General features: G+C 72.2%; 18 protein-coding genes. 13 read left to right on the top strand and 5 right to left on the bottom strand.

Translation table 11 applies throughout. The features are described 5' to 3' along the window. The first annotated feature begins 53 nt into the window (after positions 1-53). Both FB563_RS08265 and nudC read left to right on the top strand, forming a co-directional pair. Positions 54-1,457 (top strand): dipeptidase, encoded by a 1,404-nt coding sequence (locus tag FB563_RS08265; protein WP_142218566.1) that lies wholly within the window; start codon positions 54-56, stop codon positions 1,455-1,457. Between the two features lie 148 nt (positions 1,458-1,605). Then, positions 1,606-2,550 carry an NAD(+) diphosphatase gene (nudC, locus tag FB563_RS08260; protein ID WP_142218565.1) on the top strand — a complete coding sequence of 315 codons (945 nt, stop codon included), beginning with the start codon at positions 1,606-1,608 and terminating at the stop codon, positions 2,548-2,550. Positions 2,551-2,637: 87 nt separating this feature from the next. Here the strand turns inward: nudC and FB563_RS08255 are convergent, their stop codons facing one another. After that, complete coding sequence (locus FB563_RS08255; protein ID WP_030649619.1) at positions 2,638-2,880, bottom strand: mycoredoxin; 243 nt, start codon at positions 2,878-2,880, stop codon at positions 2,638-2,640. Between the two features lie 197 nt (positions 2,881-3,077). Between FB563_RS08255 and FB563_RS08250 the strand changes: the two genes are divergently transcribed. The 5 genes from FB563_RS08250 to FB563_RS08230 all read left to right on the top strand — a co-directional run bounded on the left by FB563_RS08250 (position 3,078) and on the right by FB563_RS08230 (position 6,990). Beyond that, positions 3,078-5,273, top strand: a complete 2,196-nt coding sequence (locus tag FB563_RS08250; protein ID WP_199832812.1) for an ATP-dependent DNA helicase UvrD2 — start codon at positions 3,078-3,080, stop codon at positions 5,271-5,273. Between the two features lie 164 nt (positions 5,274-5,437). Next, positions 5,438-5,758, top strand: coding sequence for a hypothetical protein (locus FB563_RS08245; RefSeq protein WP_055706134.1), 321 nt, complete (start codon positions 5,438-5,440; stop codon positions 5,756-5,758). Positions 5,759-5,931: 173 nt separating this feature from the next. Next, positions 5,932-6,300 carry a WhiB family transcriptional regulator gene (locus tag FB563_RS08240; RefSeq protein WP_023546912.1) on the top strand — a complete coding sequence of 123 codons (369 nt, stop codon included), beginning with the start codon at positions 5,932-5,934 and terminating at the stop codon, positions 6,298-6,300. Then, a complete protein-coding gene (locus FB563_RS08235) occupies positions 6,297-6,620 on the top strand; it encodes a hypothetical protein (RefSeq protein ID WP_055706133.1) in 324 nt (107 codons plus the stop codon). Before FB563_RS08240 ends, FB563_RS08235 begins: the two co-directional genes overlap by 4 nt. A gap of 157 nt (positions 6,621-6,777) precedes the next feature. Then, on the top strand, positions 6,778-6,990 hold the full coding sequence (locus tag FB563_RS08230; RefSeq protein ID WP_142218564.1) for a hypothetical protein: 213 nt from the start codon (positions 6,778-6,780) through the stop codon (positions 6,988-6,990). Between the two features lie 74 nt (positions 6,991-7,064). On the opposite strand, the gene FB563_RS08225 is transcribed toward FB563_RS08230, so the two are convergent. Continuing rightward, on the bottom strand, positions 7,065-8,444 hold the full coding sequence (locus tag FB563_RS08225) for an ABC1 kinase family protein (protein ID WP_142218563.1): 1,380 nt from the start codon (positions 8,442-8,444) through the stop codon (positions 7,065-7,067). Then, positions 8,437-9,651: a TOMM precursor leader peptide-binding protein gene (locus tag FB563_RS08220; RefSeq protein ID WP_142218562.1), complete on the bottom strand. Its 1,215-nt coding sequence runs from the start codon at positions 9,649-9,651 to the stop codon at positions 8,437-8,439. The genes FB563_RS08225 and FB563_RS08220 overlap by 8 nt, the downstream gene beginning before the upstream one ends. A 306-nt stretch (positions 9,652-9,957) precedes the next feature. On the opposite strand from FB563_RS08220, the gene FB563_RS08215 reads away from it, so the two are divergent. The 4 genes from FB563_RS08215 to FB563_RS08200 all read left to right on the top strand — a co-directional run bounded on the left by FB563_RS08215 (position 9,958) and on the right by FB563_RS08200 (position 13,889). Continuing rightward, positions 9,958-10,554, top strand: a complete 597-nt coding sequence (locus FB563_RS08215; protein ID WP_055710390.1) for a M48 metallopeptidase family protein — start codon at positions 9,958-9,960, stop codon at positions 10,552-10,554. A 129-nt stretch (positions 10,555-10,683) separates the two neighbouring features. Next, positions 10,684-12,423 (top strand): TerD family protein, encoded by a 1,740-nt coding sequence (locus tag FB563_RS08210; RefSeq protein WP_142218561.1) that lies wholly within the window; start codon positions 10,684-10,686, stop codon positions 12,421-12,423. Between the two features lie 12 nt (positions 12,424-12,435). Beyond that, positions 12,436-13,116, top strand: coding sequence for an AIM24 family protein (locus FB563_RS08205; protein ID WP_055709279.1), 681 nt, complete (start codon positions 12,436-12,438; stop codon positions 13,114-13,116). Between the two features lie 17 nt (positions 13,117-13,133). Further along, entirely contained in the window at positions 13,134-13,889 is a 756-nt protein-coding gene (locus FB563_RS08200; protein WP_055709278.1) for an AIM24 family protein, read from the top strand. Between the two features lie 63 nt (positions 13,890-13,952). On the opposite strand, the gene FB563_RS08195 is transcribed toward FB563_RS08200, so the two are convergent. Together FB563_RS08195 and FB563_RS08190 are read right to left on the bottom strand one after the other, a co-directional pair. Then, positions 13,953-14,468, bottom strand: a complete 516-nt coding sequence (locus tag FB563_RS08195) for an NUDIX hydrolase (RefSeq protein ID WP_055709277.1) — start codon at positions 14,466-14,468, stop codon at positions 13,953-13,955. Beyond that, entirely contained in the window at positions 14,465-15,922 is a 1,458-nt protein-coding gene (locus FB563_RS08190) for a zinc-dependent metalloprotease (protein ID WP_055709276.1), read from the bottom strand. The genes FB563_RS08195 and FB563_RS08190 overlap by 4 nt, the downstream gene beginning before the upstream one ends. Before the next feature lie 191 nt (positions 15,923-16,113). Here FB563_RS08190 and FB563_RS08185 point away from each other — a divergent pair, with 191 nt between their 5' ends. Further along, the gene (locus FB563_RS08185; protein ID WP_055709275.1) at positions 16,114-17,232 is read left to right on the top strand and encodes an SDR family oxidoreductase; all 1,119 of its coding nucleotides are present in this window, start codon (positions 16,114-16,116) and stop codon (positions 17,230-17,232) included. Between the two features lie 120 nt (positions 17,233-17,352). Further along, positions 17,353-17,811 (top strand): molybdenum cofactor biosynthesis protein MoaE, encoded by a 459-nt coding sequence (locus FB563_RS08180; protein ID WP_055709274.1) that lies wholly within the window; start codon positions 17,353-17,355, stop codon positions 17,809-17,811. Positions 17,812-17,986: the final 175 nt, after the last annotated feature.

Genomic DNA, 17,986 nt, shown 5'->3' with positions numbered 1-17,986 from the left:
GTGTGACGAACCGCCCGCCGAGGTTGTCGGTGCGGGCCGATAGGCTCGTGAGCATGAGCCAGACCCCGGACAGCGCCGTCCGCACGTACATCGAGCAACACCGCGCCGCCTTCCTCGACGACCTCACGGCATGGCTGCGCATCCCCTCCGTGTCGGCCCAGCCCGACCACGCGCCCGACGTGCGGCGCAGCGCCGACTGGCTGGCCGCCAGGCTCAAGGAGACCGGCTTCCCCACGGCCGAGGTCTGGCAGACCCCCGGCGCCCCGGCCGTCTTCGCCGAGTGGCCCTCCGGCGACCCCGAGGCGCCCACCGTCCTCGTCTACGGCCACCACGACGTGCAGCCCGCCGCCCGCGAGGACGGCTGGGACAGCGACCCCTTCGAGCCGGTCGTCCGCGGAAACCGTCTCTACGCGCGCGGGGCGGCCGACGACAAGGGCCAGGTGTTCTTCCACACACTCGGCGTCCGCGCCCACCTCGCCGCCACCGGGCGCACCACCCCCGCGGTCAACCTGAAACTGCTGGTCGAAGGCGAGGAGGAGTCCGGCTCCCCGCACTTCCGGGCCCTGGTCGAGGAGCACGCGGGCCGGCTCGCCGCCGACGCCGTGATCGTCTCCGACACCGGCATGTGGTCCGAGGACACCCCGACCGTGTGCACCGGTATGCGCGGCCTCGCCGAGTGCGAGATCCGGCTGTACGGCCCCGACCAGGACATCCACTCCGGTTCCTTCGGCGGCGCCGTACCCAACCCGGCCACCGCCGCCGCCCGCCTGGTCGCCGCCCTGCACGACGAGCACGCGCGCGTGGCGATCCCCGGCTTCTACGACGGCATCGTCGAGCTGACCGACCGCGAGCGCGAGCTGTTCGCCGAGCTGCCCTTCGACGAGACGCGCTGGCTGGACACCGCCAAATCCCGCGCCACCCACGGCGAGGCCGGATACACCACCCTCGAACGCATCTGGGCCCGCCCGACCGCCGAAGTCAACGGCATCGGCGGTGGCTACCAGGGCCCCGGCAGCAAGACGATCATCCCGTCCTCGGCCACGGTGAAGCTGTCCTTCCGCATGGTCGCGGGCCAGGACCCCGACCACCTCGAGAAGGCCGTCCGCGCCTGGACCGGGACACAGGTGCCCGCCGGGATCCGGCACGAGATCCGCTTCGGCGCGGCCACCCGCCCCTGCCTGACGCCGCTCGACCACCCCGCCCTGCAGTCCGTGGTCCGCGCCATGGGCCGAGCCTTCGAGAAGTCGGTCCGCTTCACCCGCGAGGGCGGCTCCGGACCCGCCGCCGACCTCCAGGAGGTCCTCGGCGCCCCCGTGCTCTTCCTGGGCATCTCCGTCCCCTCCGACGGCTGGCACGCCCCGAACGAGAAGGTCGAGCTGGACCTCCTCCTCAAGGGCGTCGAGACCAGCGCCTACCTGTGGGGTGACCTCGCCGAGCACTGGCGGCCCACGCCCTGACCGGCAGGCCCGTACGGGAGGGCACCACGCGCGGGGCACACTGGAACGACCGTCCCGCCCGCCCGCGCCCGGCCCGGTGCCCGCCCGCCCACGTCCCGCCGAACCGCCCGCCGAACCGACCGCTGCACTGGGGGAGTTGGAAGCACCCGTGACCACCTGGACCGACGACACAGCCGATCGACCCATCTCGCTGACCGCCCCGAGCGGCATCGACCGCGCCGCCCACCACCGGCTCGACGAGGCCTGGCTCGCGGCGGCGTGGAGCCACCCCACGACCCGCTGCTTCGTGGTCTCCGGTGGCCAGGTGCTCATCGACGAGACACCGGACGGCCGCACCGAGCTCGTCATGACGCCCTCGTTCGAGGCCCCGCTCACCGAGGCGCACCGCTACTTCCTCGGCATCGACGAGGACGGCGTCAGCTACTTCGCGCTCCAGAAGGACGCGCTGCCCGGCCGTATCGACCAGTCCGCACGCCCCGCGGGCCTGCGCGAGGCCGGACTGCTCCTGTCACCGCGCGACGCGGGCCTCATGGTGCACGCGGTCGGCCTGGAGAACTGGCAGCGCACCCACCGCTTCTGCTCCCGCTGCGGCGAACGCACGGTCATCGCCGCCGCCGGTCACATCCGCCGCTGCCCCGCCTGCGGCGCCGAGCACTACCCGCGCACCGACCCGGCCGTGATCATGGCCGTGACCGACGCGGACGACCGCATCCTGCTCGGCCGCCAGGTCCACTGGCCCGAGGGCCGCTTCTCCACGCTCGCCGGCTTCGTCGAACCCGGCGAGTCCATCGAGCAGGCGGTGCGCCGCGAGGTGTCCGAGGAGGTCGGGGTCACCGTCGGTGCCGTGGAGTACGTGGCCAGCCAGCCCTGGCCCTTCCCGTCCAGCCTGATGCTCGGCTTCATGGCCCGCGCCACCACGACCGAGATCGATGTCGACGGCGACGAGATCCACGAGGCCCGCTGGTTCTCCCGGGAGGAACTGCACGAGGCCTTCGAGTCCGGCGAGGTGCTGCCGCCCTACGGCATCTCCATCGCGGCCCGCCTGATCGAGATGTGGTACGGCAAGCCACTGCCGACGCGCAGCTTCGTCTGAGACACACGCGTCCGAGACACAGCAGGGCGGCCCCTGATCCTGTTCAGGGGCCGCCCCGCTGCGGTCACCGCAAAAACCCGCGGAAGGTCACGCGGCGAGCTTCTGCTTCACCTGGGCCAGCGACGGGTTCGTCAGCGTGCTGCCGTCCGCGAAGAGCACGGTCGGGACCGTCTGGTTTCCGCCATTCGCCTTCTCCACGAAAGCGGCGGACTCGGGGTCCTGCTCGATGTTGATCTCGGTGTAGGCGATGCCCTCCCGGTCCAGCTGGCTCTTCAGCCGCCGGCAGTAGCCGCACCAAGTCGTGCTGTACATCGTCACAGTGCCCTGCATGTCTCTCGCGCTCCTCAGGCAGCTCGGAAAATCGTCCAGGGGAAGAACGTACGCGAGCCGTCCGCCATTCCCGCCCGGGGTATTCACAGGCGCGGTATCCACAGGCCCGTGTGACACCTGCCGCATTAGTACGACCACGGGCGCCCGCCTGTGGACAACCGACACGCCGGCCCCGGACGACCTGGCAGCATGGCGGGGTGACAGCAGCAACGCACTCCACCCTTTTCCCGCGGACACCGGACTCGGCCGACGCGGTGCTCGAAGGGCTCGACCCCGAGCAGCGCGCGGTGGCCACCGCCCTGCACGGCCCGGTGTGCGTTCTGGCCGGAGCGGGCACCGGCAAGACGCGGGCGATCACGCACCGCATCGCCTACGGTGTGCGCGCCGGCATCCTCCAGCCCTCCAGCGTGCTCGCCGTCACCTTCACCAACCGCGCCGCCGGAGAGATGCGCGGCCGGCTGCGCCAGCTCGGCGCCCACGGCGTCCAGGCCCGCACCTTCCACTCCGCCGCCCTGCGCCAGCTGCAGTACTTCTGGCCGAAAGCGATCGGTGGCGGCATGCCCCGGCTCGTCGACCGCAAGATCCAGCTCGTCGCCGACGCGGCCGCGAGTCTGGGCACCCGGCTCGACCGGGGCGAGCTGCGGGACGTCACCGCCGAGATCGAATGGTCCAAGGTCACCCAGACCATCCCCGCCGACTACCCGTACGCGGCCGCGAAGGCCGGCCGCGAGGCCCCGCGCGACCCCACCGAGGTCGCCCACCTCTACGCGGCCTACGAAGACCTCAAGCGCGACCGCGCCGTGATCGACTTCGAGGACGTCCTGCTGCTCACCGTCGCCATCCTGCAGGACCGGCACGACATCGCCGAACAGGTCCGCGCGCAGTACCAGCACTTCGTCGTCGACGAATACCAGGACGTCAGCCCCCTGCAGCAGCGGCTGCTGGACCTCTGGCTCGGCGACCGCGACAACCTCTGCGTCGTCGGCGACGCCAGCCAGACCATCTACTCGTTCACGGGCGCAACGCCCGACCACCTCCTCGACTTCCGCACCCGGCACCCCGGCGCCACGGTCGTCAAACTCGTCCGCGACTACCGCTCCACCCCCCAGGTGGTCCACCTCGCCAACGGCCTGCTCGCCCAGGCCCGCGGCCGCGCCGCCGACCACCGGCTGGAACTCGTCTCCCAGCGCCCCGCCGGCCCCGAACCCGTCTACACCGAGTACACCGACGAGCCGGCCGAGGCCGAAGGCGCCGCCCGCCGCATCCGCGAGCTGATCGACGCGGGCGTCCCCGCCGCCGAGATCGCCGTCCTGTTCCGCACGAACGCCCAGTCCGAGACCTACGAGCAGGCCCTCGCCGACGCCGGCGTCCCCTACCAGCTGCGCGGCGCCGAGCGCTTCTTCGACCGGCCCGAGGTGCGCAAGGCCGGCATCGCCCTGCGCGGCGCGGCCCGCTTCGGCGGCAACGACTCCCTGCTGGACGACGCCGTGGACCTGCCCTCCCAGGTGCGTGCCGTCCTGTCCTCGGAGGGCTGGACCACCGAGCCCCCGGCCGGCTCCGGCGCCGCCAGAGAGCGCTGGGAGTCCCTCGCCGCCCTGGTCGGCCTCGCCCACGACCTCGCCGCCGCCAGACCCGGCGCCACCCTCGGCGACTTCGTGACGGAACTCGACGAGCGGGCGAACGCCCAGCACGCCCCGACCGTCCAGGGCGTCACCCTCGCCTCCCTGCACGCCGCCAAGGGCCTGGAGTGGGACGTCGTCTTCCTGGTCGGCATCGCCGAGGGCATGCTGCCCATCACCTACGCCAGGACCGACGAGCAGATCGAGGAGGAACGCCGGCTGCTCTACGTGGGCGTCACCCGTGCGCGGGAACGGCTCCACCTGTCCTGGGCGCTGTCCCGGTCACCCGGCACCCGCCCCAACCGCCGGCCCAGCCGCTTCCTCGACGGACTGCGCCCCGGCACCACGGCCACCGTCGGCCGCAGCGGCGCCGCCGCGACCGGAGGCGTCGAGCGCGGGACCACCACCGGCGCCATCGCCGCTCCCCGCCGTACCCAGCGCACCCCTGCCCGCTGCCGGGTCTGCGGCCGCACGCTCACCGACGCGGGCGAGATGAAGCTGATGCGCTGCGAGGACTGTCCCTCGGACATGGACGAGGGGCTCTACGAACGGCTGCGGGAGTGGCGGGCCGTCCAAGCCGAGCGCAGCGGACAGCCGGACTTCTGCGTCTTCACCGACCGCACCCTGATGGCCATCGCCGAGGCCCGGCCCGGGACTCCGGCCGAACTCTCCCGCATCCCCGGTGTCCTCAGCCGCAAGCTGCGCAGCTACGGAACCGACGTTCTGGCCATCTGCGCAGGCCACGAGGTCGGGGAGGGCGACGAGGACGACTGATGCGAACTCGTCGAAAAAATAGTTTGCGCATGCCCCGGCAATCCCCATAGGTTCTAGGCACGGACGCAGCGGCCTTCTCGAAGGGCCCGGCTCCGTGATGTACTTGCACATCCGAACGGACTGGTTCACCCCAGTCCTCGAGACGCCGAGAGGAGGCGAGTCCAGTGATCAGCATCAACAGCAGCACCATCAGCACGGCCAAACTGACCGATCGCCCGACCGTCTCCCTGTGCATGCTCGGCGCCTCCCACCAGGGCACCGGTCTGTCCGGCATTCGTGCCGACCGTCCGGCGTCCTCCGTCGCTCTCGCGGGCCTTCCCGTCCGTGAGCGCAATGAGCGACCGACCAAGGCACTGGAAGCAGTAGCGGCACAGGCGCAGGCCTATGCCTTTGCGGCGGCCGGTGCCGGATTCCGGAAGCAGACGACGCAGCACCACCTGATGTGGGCCTTCCGTGGGCCAGAACCCTGGAGTGATCCAGCCTGATTCGATCAGGCCGGCGCCTTCAGGGCCGCGGAACCCCATCCGGGATCCGCGGCCCTTCTGTTTTCCCCAAAACGGGGACGACGGAGCGAAGGGGCCTCGGGACAAGAAAAGAACCCGGTACCCAGCCGACACCCGGTCAACCGGCCGGACCGACCAGACGAGGAAGACCAACCGTGCAACTCGAAGCGCACGCCCCGTCCGTACCGCCTTCGCAAACGATCCCCCCGCCCGGCCTCACGGAGGACTCCACCTTGACCCCCCTCACCGCGCTCACCGCGCTCGACGACGCCATCGAGAACCTCGGCGTACCCGTCCCCTGCCGCTCCTACGACCCGGAGGTCTTCTTCGCCGAGTCGCCGGCCGACGTCGAGTACGCCAAGTCCCTCTGCCGCACCTGCCCGCTGATCGAGGCCTGCCTCGCCGGCGCCAAGGAGCGGCGCGAGCCCTGGGGCGTCTGGGGTGGCGAGCTCTTCGTCCAGGGTGTCGTCGTCGCCCGGAAGCGGCCGCGTGGCCGCCCGCGGAAGAACCCGGTCACGGCATGAACACCGCAGGAACGATCGATCGCCCCCTCACGCACGACCCCCAGAAGCAGGCCCCGATGAAGCCGTCCACCAGCGAGCCCGCCGGCTCCGCGACACCAGACGTCACCACCACCGGCGCGACCGAAGCGCGCCAGAACAGGACCCGAGAGATGCAACTCATGCAAGAAGCCCTGGCTCGTGCGCATATGCACGAACGACTCGACGACGCCGTGCGGGAACGCCGGGCCGTCCGCCTGGCGGTCGCCCAGCGGATGCAGCGCCGGGCCGAGCGCGCCTCGCTGCGCGCCCGGCGCGCGCTCGCCATGGCGGTCATGCAGTAACGATCACACCAACAGAAGAGGTAGCCTCCCGGCCCTGGAGAGGCGAAGCCTTCTGCGCGGGGGCCGGTCCGACCGAACGGACCGGCCCCCGCGGCGCGTTGTCCCCGCCGCGGTGCGTTGTACGGCGATCCGCCGCCCGCGGAGTTATCGTCGCGAGGTGACGAGTCTTCCCGGAGGAAGTGATCAGGGCGGCTCCACCCCGGAGCGCCGTGTACTCGTGTGCGCCCGGTGCGGCGCCCCCGCCGACGGTCCCCCGCCGGCCACCTGGACCTGCTCCGTGGAGAACGGCGTCCGCCAGTACTTCTGCGACACCTGCTCCAGGGAGAACCTGAGGGCGATCGAGGGGCGGCTGGACTCGTCCTGGTGGTGAGCCGCTGCTCGGGGGCCCCTCCCCCCGCCCCCTCCCCCCGCCCCCTCCCTCCCCCTCCCTCCCCCCGGTCCCGGTCACGCCTCCGCTGCCGTCCCCTCCTCCTCCGTCTCAGCCAGCTCTTCTTCCAGCGCGAAGCCCGGCAGCCACTCCTGCAGTTCCTCGCGGAGCCGTACCGTGGCGCCGAGTTGGCACAGCACGCCGATGGTGCTCAGCGTCACCCGGTGGATCAGCAGATAGGCGGGCGGCAGGTTGAGCCGCTTGCCCAGCTGGTAGGCGGGGGAGCGGGGGTCGGCGATGCGGGCGGCCTGGTTGCGCATCCAGGTGCGGTTGAAGGTGAACGCGTCGACGCGGGCCGGTTCGATGATCGGCAGCAGGTAGTCGAGGACCGCGTCGGGGTCCAGCTCTATGGACTCCTTCACGAATCCCTCCTCGCAGAGGAGTTCGTAGACCGTCTCCGCCTCGCCGTCCAGCGTCATGCGCAGCGAGACGCCGATCGGTGTCGGCAGACCGCCGGGCAGCCGGTCGACCGTGCCGAAGTCCAGGACGCCCAGACGCCAGTCGTCCTCCCCGGCCGGGCCGCCGGGCAGCAGCCGGAAGTTGCCGGGATGCGGGTCGGCGTGCAGCAGGCCGGTGCGGGCCGGGCCCGAGAAGAGGAACCGGGCCAGGAGCTGGCCGGCACGGTCGCGCTGCTCCGGGGTGCCGTCGGAGATCACCTCCGACAGGGGGATGCCGTCGATCCACTCGGTCACCAGGACCTGATCGCACTGGTGCACCACCGCCGGGACCACCACGTCGGGGTCGTCCGCGAACTCCTCCGCGTGAACGGTCTGGGCCTGCGCCTCCAGTGCGTAGTCCAGCTCCTCGGAGACGCGGTCCCTCAGCTCCGCGATGAGCGGCTTGATGTCCATGCCGGGAATCAGCGGCCCCAACAGACGGGCGAAACGGCTCAGTTGGCTCAGATCGGAGAGCAGGGCCTCGCCGGCGCCCGGGTACTGCACCTTGACCGCCACCTCACGGCCGTCGTGCCACACCGCCCGGTGCACCTGCCCGATCGAGGCCGCGGCGGCAGGCTTGTCCTCGAACTCCTCGAACAGATCACGCCAGTCCGGACCGAGCCGCGCCTCGAGCACCGCGTGCACCGTGCGGGTCGGCATCGGCGGTGCCGCCTCCTGGAGCTTGGTCAGCGCCGCGCGGTAGGGACCGGCGATCTCCTCGGGCAGGGCGGATTCGAAGACGGACAGGGCCTGCCCGAACTTCATGGCCCCGCCCTTGAGCTCGCCGAGCACCTTGAAGAGCTGCTCCGCCGTGCGCTGTTGCAGTTCACGGCCGACGATCTCCGCGGACTCGCCCACGATCCGCTTGCCCAGCCCCCAGGTGGCCCGGCCGGCGAAGCCGAGCGGGAGCGCGGCGAGCTTGGCGGTACGGGTGACCGCCTTCCGGGGAAGATCAGACATGCGCCCTCCAGGTCCCAGTCGGCCGCGCCGCGCCCGCTGTGCGTCGTCGCTCCGTCGACGGCCGTTGCACCGCCATTGTCTCGCGCGCCTCGCCGTCGTTTGAGGAGTGCTCCTCTTTCGGTCTCTCCGCAGCGCCGCACCCGCACGCCGGATGCGGCCTGACCGGTCGGGCGTGCCAGTCGAGGCCGGGCGTGGAGGCCTCCCAGCGGGTGCCCGTGCTGGACGGCGACTCCCCGTCGAGGAAGGCCAGCGCGTGCGCCGCGGCCAGTCCGGCGACCGCCGTGGCCAGCGTCAGATCGCAGGCGCCCACCCGGCGGGCCCTGGCGCACCGCCACTGGGCGGTCAGTCGCGGCCAGGCCGGGTCCCGGTCCCCGCGGTCGAGGTGCAGACAGCGGGCGCAGCCCGACTCGCCGGGTACGACGAGCGGTCCGACGACTCCGGTGCCCTCGACCACGCCGGCGTACAGGTGGGGCGTTCCGGAGGCCATGAGCGGCTCGGCGTCGGCCGGGTCCGGCGCGTGCACGGCGACTTCGTCCCGGGGCGTGAGGACCACCAGGGAGAGCCCGGGGTCCTGGGCGCCGGAGCCGGGGGAATGGGCGCGACGGGGTGGGCGGTCGGGTGCCGCACGGCGCACGGCGGCCCGCGCCGCCGACTCGCGGCGCTCGCCGAGCGACTCGGCGGGCAGCCCGCCCGGCGCCACGTCCCACGGCTCCACGCGTCCCACGTCGCGCACGTCGACCTCGCCGACTCCGGCGCCCGAGAGCGCCGAGGCGAGCACCGCACCGACCCGTCCCGCGCCGCGCACCTGCACGCGCAGTGCGCGACGGGCGGCGAGCCGGGCGAGCGCGCCGCCGGGCTCGGCCGTGGTCAGGGACAGCGCGGCGAGGTCGGGGCGCAGATGCCGCAGGACGTCGGTCTTCGCACGCAGGGCGTCGGCGGCCCGTCCACCGCCGCGCGCGTCGTCGATCAGGCCCGCGCGGGTCAGGCGTGCCAGCAGGGTGTCGACATGGCCGGCCGGGAGCCGCATGCGGCGGCCCTCCTCGCGGAGCAGCGGCAGCCCGCGGGTGCCGTCCAGCAGATCCAGGAAGCCGCGCGTCGCCGGGTCCATCGGTCCCAGTGTCAGCGCGTGCGCCGCGGTCATCCCGAACTGCACGGTCTCGCGATCACGCCAGCCGCGCCGCAGCGCGGGCTTCATCACCGGATGCATGACTGGCCCCCCGTATCCCTGGAAAGCATCCCGAACGTCTCGTCGCCGGTGGAACCGGTCACGTTCCCCCGACGCCTGCCAGCATGCCGCGACCGGCCGCCCGGCGCAGAGGGTTATCCACAGGTTGGGGGTATTTCTCATACAAGAGGACTGGATAAAGAGTGTCGAACCGGGCGTGCGGAGCATCACAAACCGGATGTGCGGATCAGTCGTAGGAGTCATAGGAATCAAACGCATGGTGGGGGATCGGCATCGAACCCTCCTTGAGCCGGGACTTCGGCCACACCCAGCGGGTAACGTCGGGGCGTGCCCGCCGACCCACTGCACCGCGCCGGAAAGCCACAGCGCAGCACGACGAGCCAGCCGCCCGGCGGCTCGGGGGCGAGCGCGATCGAGGTCCGCAGGAGCTCCCGGCGCCGCCGGACGGTCTCCGCGTACCGCGAGGGCGATCGCACCGTCGTGCTGATCCCCGCCCGGATGTCGAAGGCGGAGGAACAGCGCTGGATCACCGTCATGCTCGACAAACTCGCCGCGCAGGAGAGCCGGCGGGTGCTCGGCGACGCCGAGCTCGCCGAGCGTGCCGAGCGGCTGTCGGCCCAGTACTTCGACGGCCGGGCGCGCCCCGCCTCCGTACGGTGGGTCACCAACCAGAACACGCGCTGGGGCTCGTGCACCCCGGCCGAGGGCAGCATCCGGCTCTCGCACCGGCTGCAGGGGATGCCCGAGTACGTCGTCGACTACGTCCTCTGCCATGAGCTGGCCCATCTGCTGGTCCCCGGTCACGGACCGGACTTCTGGCGGCTGCTGGAGGCGTACCCGCGCACCGAGCGGGCCCGCGGCTACCTCGAAGGGGTGGTCGCCGCGGAACGGCTGCCGCATCTGCCCGGGGTGCGCGGGGAGTGAGCCGGGCGCCGTCCGTCCCCCTCCGGGCGCGGTTGTGTACCGGGTCTGTACCGGCTGCGTGTGATGTCGGACTTTGCCGTTAGCCTGGCGCGACGCACTCACATTCGGGATGGGGGACGGTCGTTACGCATGGCCAGGGAATTCCAACGCGGCCACAAGGCCAGGATCAGTGACCTCACCGCGGGCACGGATCTGTACGTAGGCGTGCAGATCTCCGCCCCCGGACTGACCTTCGACATCAGCTGCTTCGGTCTGGACGCCCACGAGCGCCTCTCCGACGACCGGTACTTCGTCTTCTTCAACCAGCCGAAGTCCCCGGAGGAGTCCGTCCAGCTGCTGGGTGCCCAGGCGGGCGACACCGAGTCGTTCCGGGTCACCCTGGACCGGATCCCGTCGCACATCCACAAGCTGTCCTTCACGGCGACCATCGACGGCGCCGGGCAGATGTCGCAGATCGCCCCCGGCTACCTGCGCATCGTGGCGGGCGGCGAGGAAGTCGCGCGGTACTCCTTCAGCGGCGTGGAGTTCTCCACCGAGCGGGCCGTGATGCTCGGCGACATCTATCTGAAGGACGTGTGGCGGTTCGCGGCCGTCGGGCAGGGCTTCGACGGCGGTCTGGAGGCGCTGCTGAAGAACTTCGGCGGCGAGGTGCTGGAGGAGGAGGCGCCCGCCGCCCCGCAGCAGCCGCAGACCGGCGCCGGCCCCGGTTTCGCCCCGCCCGCCCAGGCGACGACCCCACCGTCGTTCGCCGCCCCGTCCGCGCCGGCCCCCGCGCCCGCCCCGGCCCCCGTGCCGCAGCCCGCCGTCCAGGGCTTCGCCCCGCCGTCCGGAGCCACGCCTCCGCAGGGCTTCGCACCGCAACCCGGCCAGACCCCGCCCGGCCAGACTCCGCCCCCGGCGCCAGCCCCGAACGTGCATGCCGCGCCGACGGTCATCGCCCCCCTGACCCCGCCCGCCGGCGGCACGGTCCCTCCGCCGGCCCCCGCACCGGCGCCCTACGGCCACCCGCAGCAGCAGCCGTCGTACGGCTACCCGCCCCAGCAGCAGTCGTACGGCGGTCAGCCGACCGCGCAGATGCCCCCCGGTTACGGCCAGCAGCCGCCCTCCTACGGCGGCCAGCCCACCGCGCCCATGCCCCCGGGCTATGGGCAGGTCCCGGGCCAGCAGCCCGGCGGCTACGCGGCGCCGCAGGGCGCCCCGCAGGGCGGCGCGGGGGTGTCGGCCGCGCTGCAGATGTACAAGGAGACGCCGACCGGACAGCGCTGGACCCAGCAGAACAAGAAGCTCATGCGCGTGGACCTCGGCATCGGCGGGCAGCCCGTGCTGGCCAGGCAGGGCAGCATGGTGCTCTACCAGGGCAAGGTCGACTTCAGCTACAAGGGCGCCGGGTTCGCCGGGCGGATCGTCGGCAACGCCACCGGCCAGGAGATGCAGCTGATGCGCTGCACCGGCAACGGCCAGGTGTTCCTCGCCGAGAACTCCACCCATCTGCACCCCGTCGAGCTCCAGGGCGACGCGATCTGCGTCTCCGCCGAGAACGTCCTCGCCTTCGACGAGAGCCTGCACCACGAGGTCCGCCGCATCGAGGGCCACGGCATCCCCGGCGGCGCGCTGTTCACCATGCAGTTCCAGGGCACCGGCACGATCGTCGTCAAGACGCACGGCACGCCCGTCGTCCTGCCGGTCACGCCGACCACCTTCGCCGACTGCAACGCCGTCGTCGCCTGGTCGGCCGCCTCCCAGGTGATCGTCTCCAGCCAGGTCCGCATGCGCCGCAACGCCTACCCGGGCGACACCGGCGAGAGCGTCAACCTCCAGTTCCGGGGCGCGCCCGGCAACTTCATCGTCGTCCAGCCGTACGAGGTCTAGAGGGAGCCCGTCATGAACCAGCCGCTCGCGGGCTACGCCCCCGCACCCGTCACCGCCCGCATGGAGAACCACGGCCACCACATGCTGAAGGTCGCCATGCAGACCGGCAACGACCTCCTCGCGCGCGTGGGCTCGATGGTCGCCTACGAGGGCTTCGTCCAGTACGAGCCCAACCCGCCCGCCGTCCGCCAGATCGCCCGCGACTGGATCACCGGCGAGGGCGCGCCCCTGATGAAGTGCACCGGGGACGGGCTGCTCTATCTCGCCGACTACGGTGCGAACGTCGTCGTGATCAACCTCAACGGAGACGGCATCTCCGTCAACGCCACCAACCTGCTCGCCTTCGACGCCCACCTCAGCTGGGGCGTGGAACGCGTCAAGGGGCTCGCGAAGTTCGCCGGGCAGGGCCTGTGGAACACGAGGATCTCCGGGCAGGGCTGGGTCGCGCTGACCTCCCGGGGCGAGCCGATCGTCGTCGACTGCGGCGGCGGCGAGGACGAGACGTACGTCGACCCGGACGCGCTCGTCGCCTGGTCGCCGAACCTGAAGGTGAAGGGCAAGCGCAGCTTCAAGGCGCAGTCGCTGATCGGCCGGGGCAGCGGTGAGGCCTACCAGATGGCCTTCTCCGGTCAGGGCATCGTCGTCGTCCAGCCCAGCGAGGACAGCACCGACCGCATCCGGGTCCGGGGCTGAGGGGGAGTCAGAAAGCCATGCAAAGCCCGCTTTTCGCGCACAACGACGTCCAGACGCAGGAGCGCTGGAGCCTGCAGAACGCGCAGCTGCTCCGCGTCACCCTGGAGGGTCACGACGACATCCTCGCCCGCAAGGGCACCATGGTCGCCTACCAGGGGCTGATGGAGTTCGACGCCGAGTACCAGAACAACCACCAGGCACGCGCGCGTGCGTACACCGGTGAGGGCCTGGACCTGATGCGCTGTCACGGGCAGGGCACGGTGTATCTCGCCAACCTCGCCCAGCACGTGCACATCATGGACATCGAGCAGGACGGGCTGTCCGTCGACAGCTCCTACGTCCTCGCCATGGACTCCTCGCTGCACTACGAGGTCGTCGCCGTCGACAGCCTCTACGGCATCTCCGGCTCGGGGAAGTACCAGCTGAACATCACCGGGCGCGGCAAGGTCGCCCTGATGACCTCGGGCGCGCCGCTGCTGATGCGGGTCACGCCGGACAAGTACGTCAACTGCGACGCGGACGCGATCGTCGCCTGGTCCACCGGGCTGCGCGTGCAGATGCAGGCCCAGACGCACTCCTCCGGAGTGTGGCGCCGGCGCGGCAACACCGGTGAGGGCTGGGAGCTGAGCTTCATGGGCTCCGGGTTCGCGCTGGTCCAGCCCAGCGAGCTGCTGCCGCCGCAGAACGCGGTGATCGGGCAGGGCCTCGCCGCGCAGTTCGGCATGGGGCAGCACGGGGCACGCGGGCAGAACCAGGGGAACGTCTGGAGCTGAGCGTCCAGTGAACCAAGGTAAGGGGCGTCGGCCTGTGCGGACGCCCCTTACACATGCCCGGGGTCACAGGCGCGCGCGGGTCGCCTCCAGCAGGCGTACGACCGACTCGTCGGCCACGTCCGCCACCTCACCGTAGGCGAACCAGCGCAGGTCCAGGGACTCGTCGCTGATCGCCTCCACGGCCCCGTCGGGTGCGACGGCGGCGTACTGCACGTCCAGGTGCCAGGTGCAGGGCGTGTGGTGCCGGTCCAGGCGTACCGGACCGCTCGGCAGCAGGATCAGACCGGCGATGCCCGACTCCTCCGTTGCCTCACGCAGGGCGGCGTCCGCGAGGGTGGCGTCGCCCGGCTCGCAGTGGCCGCCCATCTGCAGCCACATCCGCATCTTCTTGTGGAGGGTCAGCAGCACCCGCTCGTGCGCCGGGTCGACCACCAGGGCGCTCGCCGTCACATGCCCTGCCTCGCAGGCCTTCCACATGCCGTCCGGGTGGGCCGCCAGATGGTCCAGGTAGGCCTGGCGCAGCTCGTCCTGGCCCTCGTACCCCTTCAGCACGAGAACCGCGTCGTCATGCAGGCTCACTCGGTGTCGTCGCCCTTGCCGTCGGTGTCCTCGCCGTCGGTGTCCTTCTTGCGCAGGTCGGGCTTGCCGTGGGAGCCGCCCGCCGCCTCACCGAGCATCTTGTCCAGCTCGGAGAAGTCCAGCTGCTCGCGGTGCACGAAGCCGTCCGGGTCGTCCAGGTCGGTCGCGGTCGGCAGCATGTCCGGGTGGGCCCACAGGCCGTCCCGGCCGTCGACCCCGCGCGCGTCCGTGAGCGAGGCCCAAAGGCGGGAGGCGTCGCGCAGCCGGCGCGGGCGCAGCTCCAGGCCGATCAGCGTGGCGAACGTCTGCTCTGCGGGGCCGCCCGTGGCACGGCGGCGGCGCAGGGTCTCGCGCAGGGCGTCGGCGGACGCCAGACGCGGCTTCGCGGCCGCGTGGACCACCGCGTCCACCCAGCCCTCGACGAGCGCCAGAGCGGTCTCCAGACGGGCCAGGGCGGCCTTCTGCTCCGGGGTGTCCTCCGGCTGGAACATGCCCTGCTGAAGGGCGTCCTGCAGCTGCTCGGGGTTCTGCGGGTCGAACTGGCCGACCACGTCCTCCAGCTTGGCGGTGTCGACCTTGATCCCGCGCGCGTACCCGTCGACCGCGCCGAACAGGTGCGAGCGCAGCCACGGCACGTGCGCGAACAGGCGCTGGTGGGCGGCCTCGCGCAGGGCCAGGTACAGCCGCACCTCCTCCTGCGACACGCCGAGATCCTTGCCGAAGGCCTCCACGTTGGCCGGGAGCAGCGCGGCCTTGCCGGCCGGGCCGAGGGGCAGGCCGATGTCGGTGGAGCCGACGACCTCGCCCGCGAGCACGCCGACGGCCTGACCGATCTGGGTGCCGAACATGGCGCCGCCCATCGAGCGCATCATGCCGATCAGCGGGCCCGCCATGGCCTGCATCTCCTCCGGCAGGACGTCGCCCATGGCCGCGCCGACCCGCTCGGCGACCGGGTCGACCAGCTCCTGCCAGGCGGGCAAGGTCGCCTCGACCCACTCCGCGCGGGACCAGGCGACCGCCGAGGCGGAGCCCGACGGCAGGGACGTCGCGTCGTCCAGCCACAGGTCGGCCAGGCGGACGGCCTCCTCGACCGCCCTGCGCTCGGCCGGGCCGACGCTCGCGTCCTTCGTGCCGTCCGGGGTGCCCTGGGCGACCGTCTGGCGGGCGATCTGCTTGGCCATGTCCCAGTTCACCGGGCCGCCCTCGTAGGAGAGCATCTGGCCCAGCTGCTGGAACGCGGCGCCCAGGTCGGTGGGGTTCAGCGACCCGAACATCGCTGCGAGCGGATTGTCGGCGCCGGGGCCGCCAAAGCCGCCGGCTCCGGGCAGGCCGCCGAAGCCGAACGGGTTGGCCGGTCCCTGCCCACCACCGCTCTGCTGGTCCTTCTTCTTGCCCTCGTCGCCGTCCTCCGGCTCCTCCGGCGGAAGGCCGAAACCGAATGGGGTGTCACTCACGGGATTCCTCGGCTGGTAAGGCCACCGGTTCTCTCCGGCGGCGCGGCTGCCCGACAACACCACCCAGCGTAGACACCCGGACCCGATCGGGCCTCGGTGCTTCGCCCGCGGAAGGCCTGCGGCAGGATGGATACACCTGGTACGGACGCGTCACTCGCGCTCGTACTGAAGACAACCGCTGGAGACGCCCGGTGAGTTCCCCAGATCCGCAGGTTCGCGCAGCGCGAAACCCGTCAACCCCGCCCGCTCCCGCCGTGCGCGGACCCGTCGTCGCGGTCACCGGCGCCGCCGGCGGGGTCGGTGCCCTGCTCACCGAGCGGCTCGCCGCCTCGGAGGAGATCAGGCAGGTCGTCGCCATCGACGAGCGGCGCGGCGACTGCGCCGAGGCACAGTGGCACATCCTCGACGTGCGCGACCCCGCCATCGCGGACAAGCTGCGGGGCGCCGACGTGGTCGTCCACCTCGCGCTCGACCTCGACCTGGAGACCGATCCGGCCGCCCGCAGCGCTTACAACGTCCGGGGGACGCAGACCGTCCTGACCGCCGCCGCGGCAGCCGGCGTGCACCGGGTCGTGCTGTGCACCTCGGCGATGGTCTACGGCGCGCTGCCGGACAACGAGCTGCCCCTTTCGGAGGACGCCGAGCTGCGCGCGACCGCCGAGGCCACCGGCGTGGGGGACCTGCTGGAGATCGAGCGGCTGGCCCGGCGGGCGCCGCGCGCGCATCCGGGGCTGAACGTCACCGTCGTACGGCCCGCGGTGCTGGTCGGGGGCACGGACACCGCGCTGACCCGGTACTTCGAGTCGCCGCGGCTGCTCGTCGTCGCCGGGTCGCGGCCGGCCTGGCAGTTCTGCCACGTCGAGGACCTGTGCAGTGCCCTGGAGTACGCCGTCCTGGAGAAGGTCGACGGGGAACTGGCCGTCGGCTGCGACGGGTGGCTGGAGCAGGAGGAGGTCGAGGAGCTCAGCGGGATCCGGCGGATGGAGCTGCCGTCGGCGGTGGCGCTGGGCGCTGCGGCACGGCTGCACCGGATCGGGCTCACGCCGTCCCCGGCGGGCGACCTGGCGTACACGATGTACCCGTGGGTGGTCAGCGGCAGCCGGCTGCACGACGCCGGGTGGCGGCCGCGGTGGACCAACGAGGAGGTCCTCGCGGAGCTGCTGGAGGAGGTTTCCGGGCGGCACACGGTGGCCGGTCGGCGGCTCGGGCGCAAGGACGCGACGGCCGCGGGGGCCGCGGGGGCGACGGTGGCCCTGCTCGGCGCCGCCGCCGTGGTCCGGCGGGCCCGCAAGGCCCGGCGCCGCGCGTGAGCAGGGCGGGTGGGGTGCCCCTGCGCCCTGCCACGTCGTAGGAGGCTCCAAACGTCCCCGCGCGCGTGCCTGGTGAATCTCGTATTCCCCGGTGTCACAGGCGTGCGGCACGATGGGGGTATGGCACACGCGAACGAGCACCCCGGTGAGCAGGCGGCACAGGACCCCATCAAGGTGATCGGTGTCCGGGACACCGCGCTCTCCGTGGACGAGGTGTTCCGGGCCGTCGGGGACGACGCGGCCGGGGGCATCGCCCTGTTCGTAGGGACGGTGCGCAACCACGACGGGGGCGCGGACGTGGACGCGCTCGGGTACTCCTGCCACCCCAGTGCCGAGGCCGAGATGCGGCGGATCGCCGAGAAGGTGGTGGCCGAGTATCCGGTGCGGGCGCTGGCCGCCGTGCACCGGGTGGGGGACCTGCGGGTCGGGGACCTGGCCGTGGTCGTCGGCGTCGCCTGTCCGCACCGCGCCGAGGCCTTCGAGGCCTGCCGGAAGCTGATCGACGACCTCAAGCACGAGGTGCCCATCTGGAAGCACCAGAGGTTCTCCGACGGCACCGATGAATGGGTCGGCGCGTAGCGCCGTCGTTGAGGGGTGGTGGTCGGGTGACGGGAGGGCGGGTCGGCGCGTAGCGCCGTCGTTGAGGGGTGGTGGTCGGGTGACGGGAGGGCGGGTCGGCGCCTGCTGAGATACGTCACTCGGAGCACACGGGCCACTCCGTGTTGCGTAACCGGCACCCTCGCGTGAGCGTTGT

Origin of the sequence: Streptomyces puniciscabiei (assembly GCF_006715785.1) — a bacterium.
In the GTDB taxonomy this organism is placed as follows: Bacteria; Actinomycetota; Actinomycetes; order Streptomycetales; family Streptomycetaceae; genus Streptomyces; species Streptomyces puniciscabiei.
Note: the sequence above shows the minus strand (reverse complement) of the source record. Positions and strands in the feature narration are given on the sequence as shown.

What these genes read in the sequence shown, in the direction of transcription:
- FB563_RS08255 (WP_030649619.1), bottom strand. Translation starts at nt 2,880, where the DNA reads ATGCAGGGCACTGTGACGATGTACAGCACGACTTGGTGCGGCTACTGC.
- FB563_RS08265 (WP_142218566.1), top strand. Translation starts at nt 54, where the DNA reads ATGAGCCAGACCCCGGACAGCGCCGTCCGCACGTACATCGAGCAACAC.
- FB563_RS08220 (WP_142218562.1), bottom strand. Translation starts at nt 9,651, where the DNA reads ATGCATCCGGTGATGAAGCCCGCGCTGCGGCGCGGCTGGCGTGATCGC.
- FB563_RS08180 (WP_055709274.1), top strand. Translation starts at nt 17,353, where the DNA reads ATGGCACACGCGAACGAGCACCCCGGTGAGCAGGCGGCACAGGACCCC.
- FB563_RS08225 (WP_142218563.1), bottom strand. Translation starts at nt 8,444, where the DNA reads ATGTCTGATCTTCCCCGGAAGGCGGTCACCCGTACCGCCAAGCTCGCC.
- FB563_RS08210 (WP_142218561.1), top strand. Translation starts at nt 10,684, where the DNA reads ATGGCCAGGGAATTCCAACGCGGCCACAAGGCCAGGATCAGTGACCTC.
- FB563_RS08235 (WP_055706133.1), top strand. Translation starts at nt 6,297, where the DNA reads ATGAACACCGCAGGAACGATCGATCGCCCCCTCACGCACGACCCCCAG.
- FB563_RS08205 (WP_055709279.1), top strand. Translation starts at nt 12,436, where the DNA reads ATGAACCAGCCGCTCGCGGGCTACGCCCCCGCACCCGTCACCGCCCGC.
- FB563_RS08200 (WP_055709278.1), top strand. Translation starts at nt 13,134, where the DNA reads ATGCAAAGCCCGCTTTTCGCGCACAACGACGTCCAGACGCAGGAGCGC.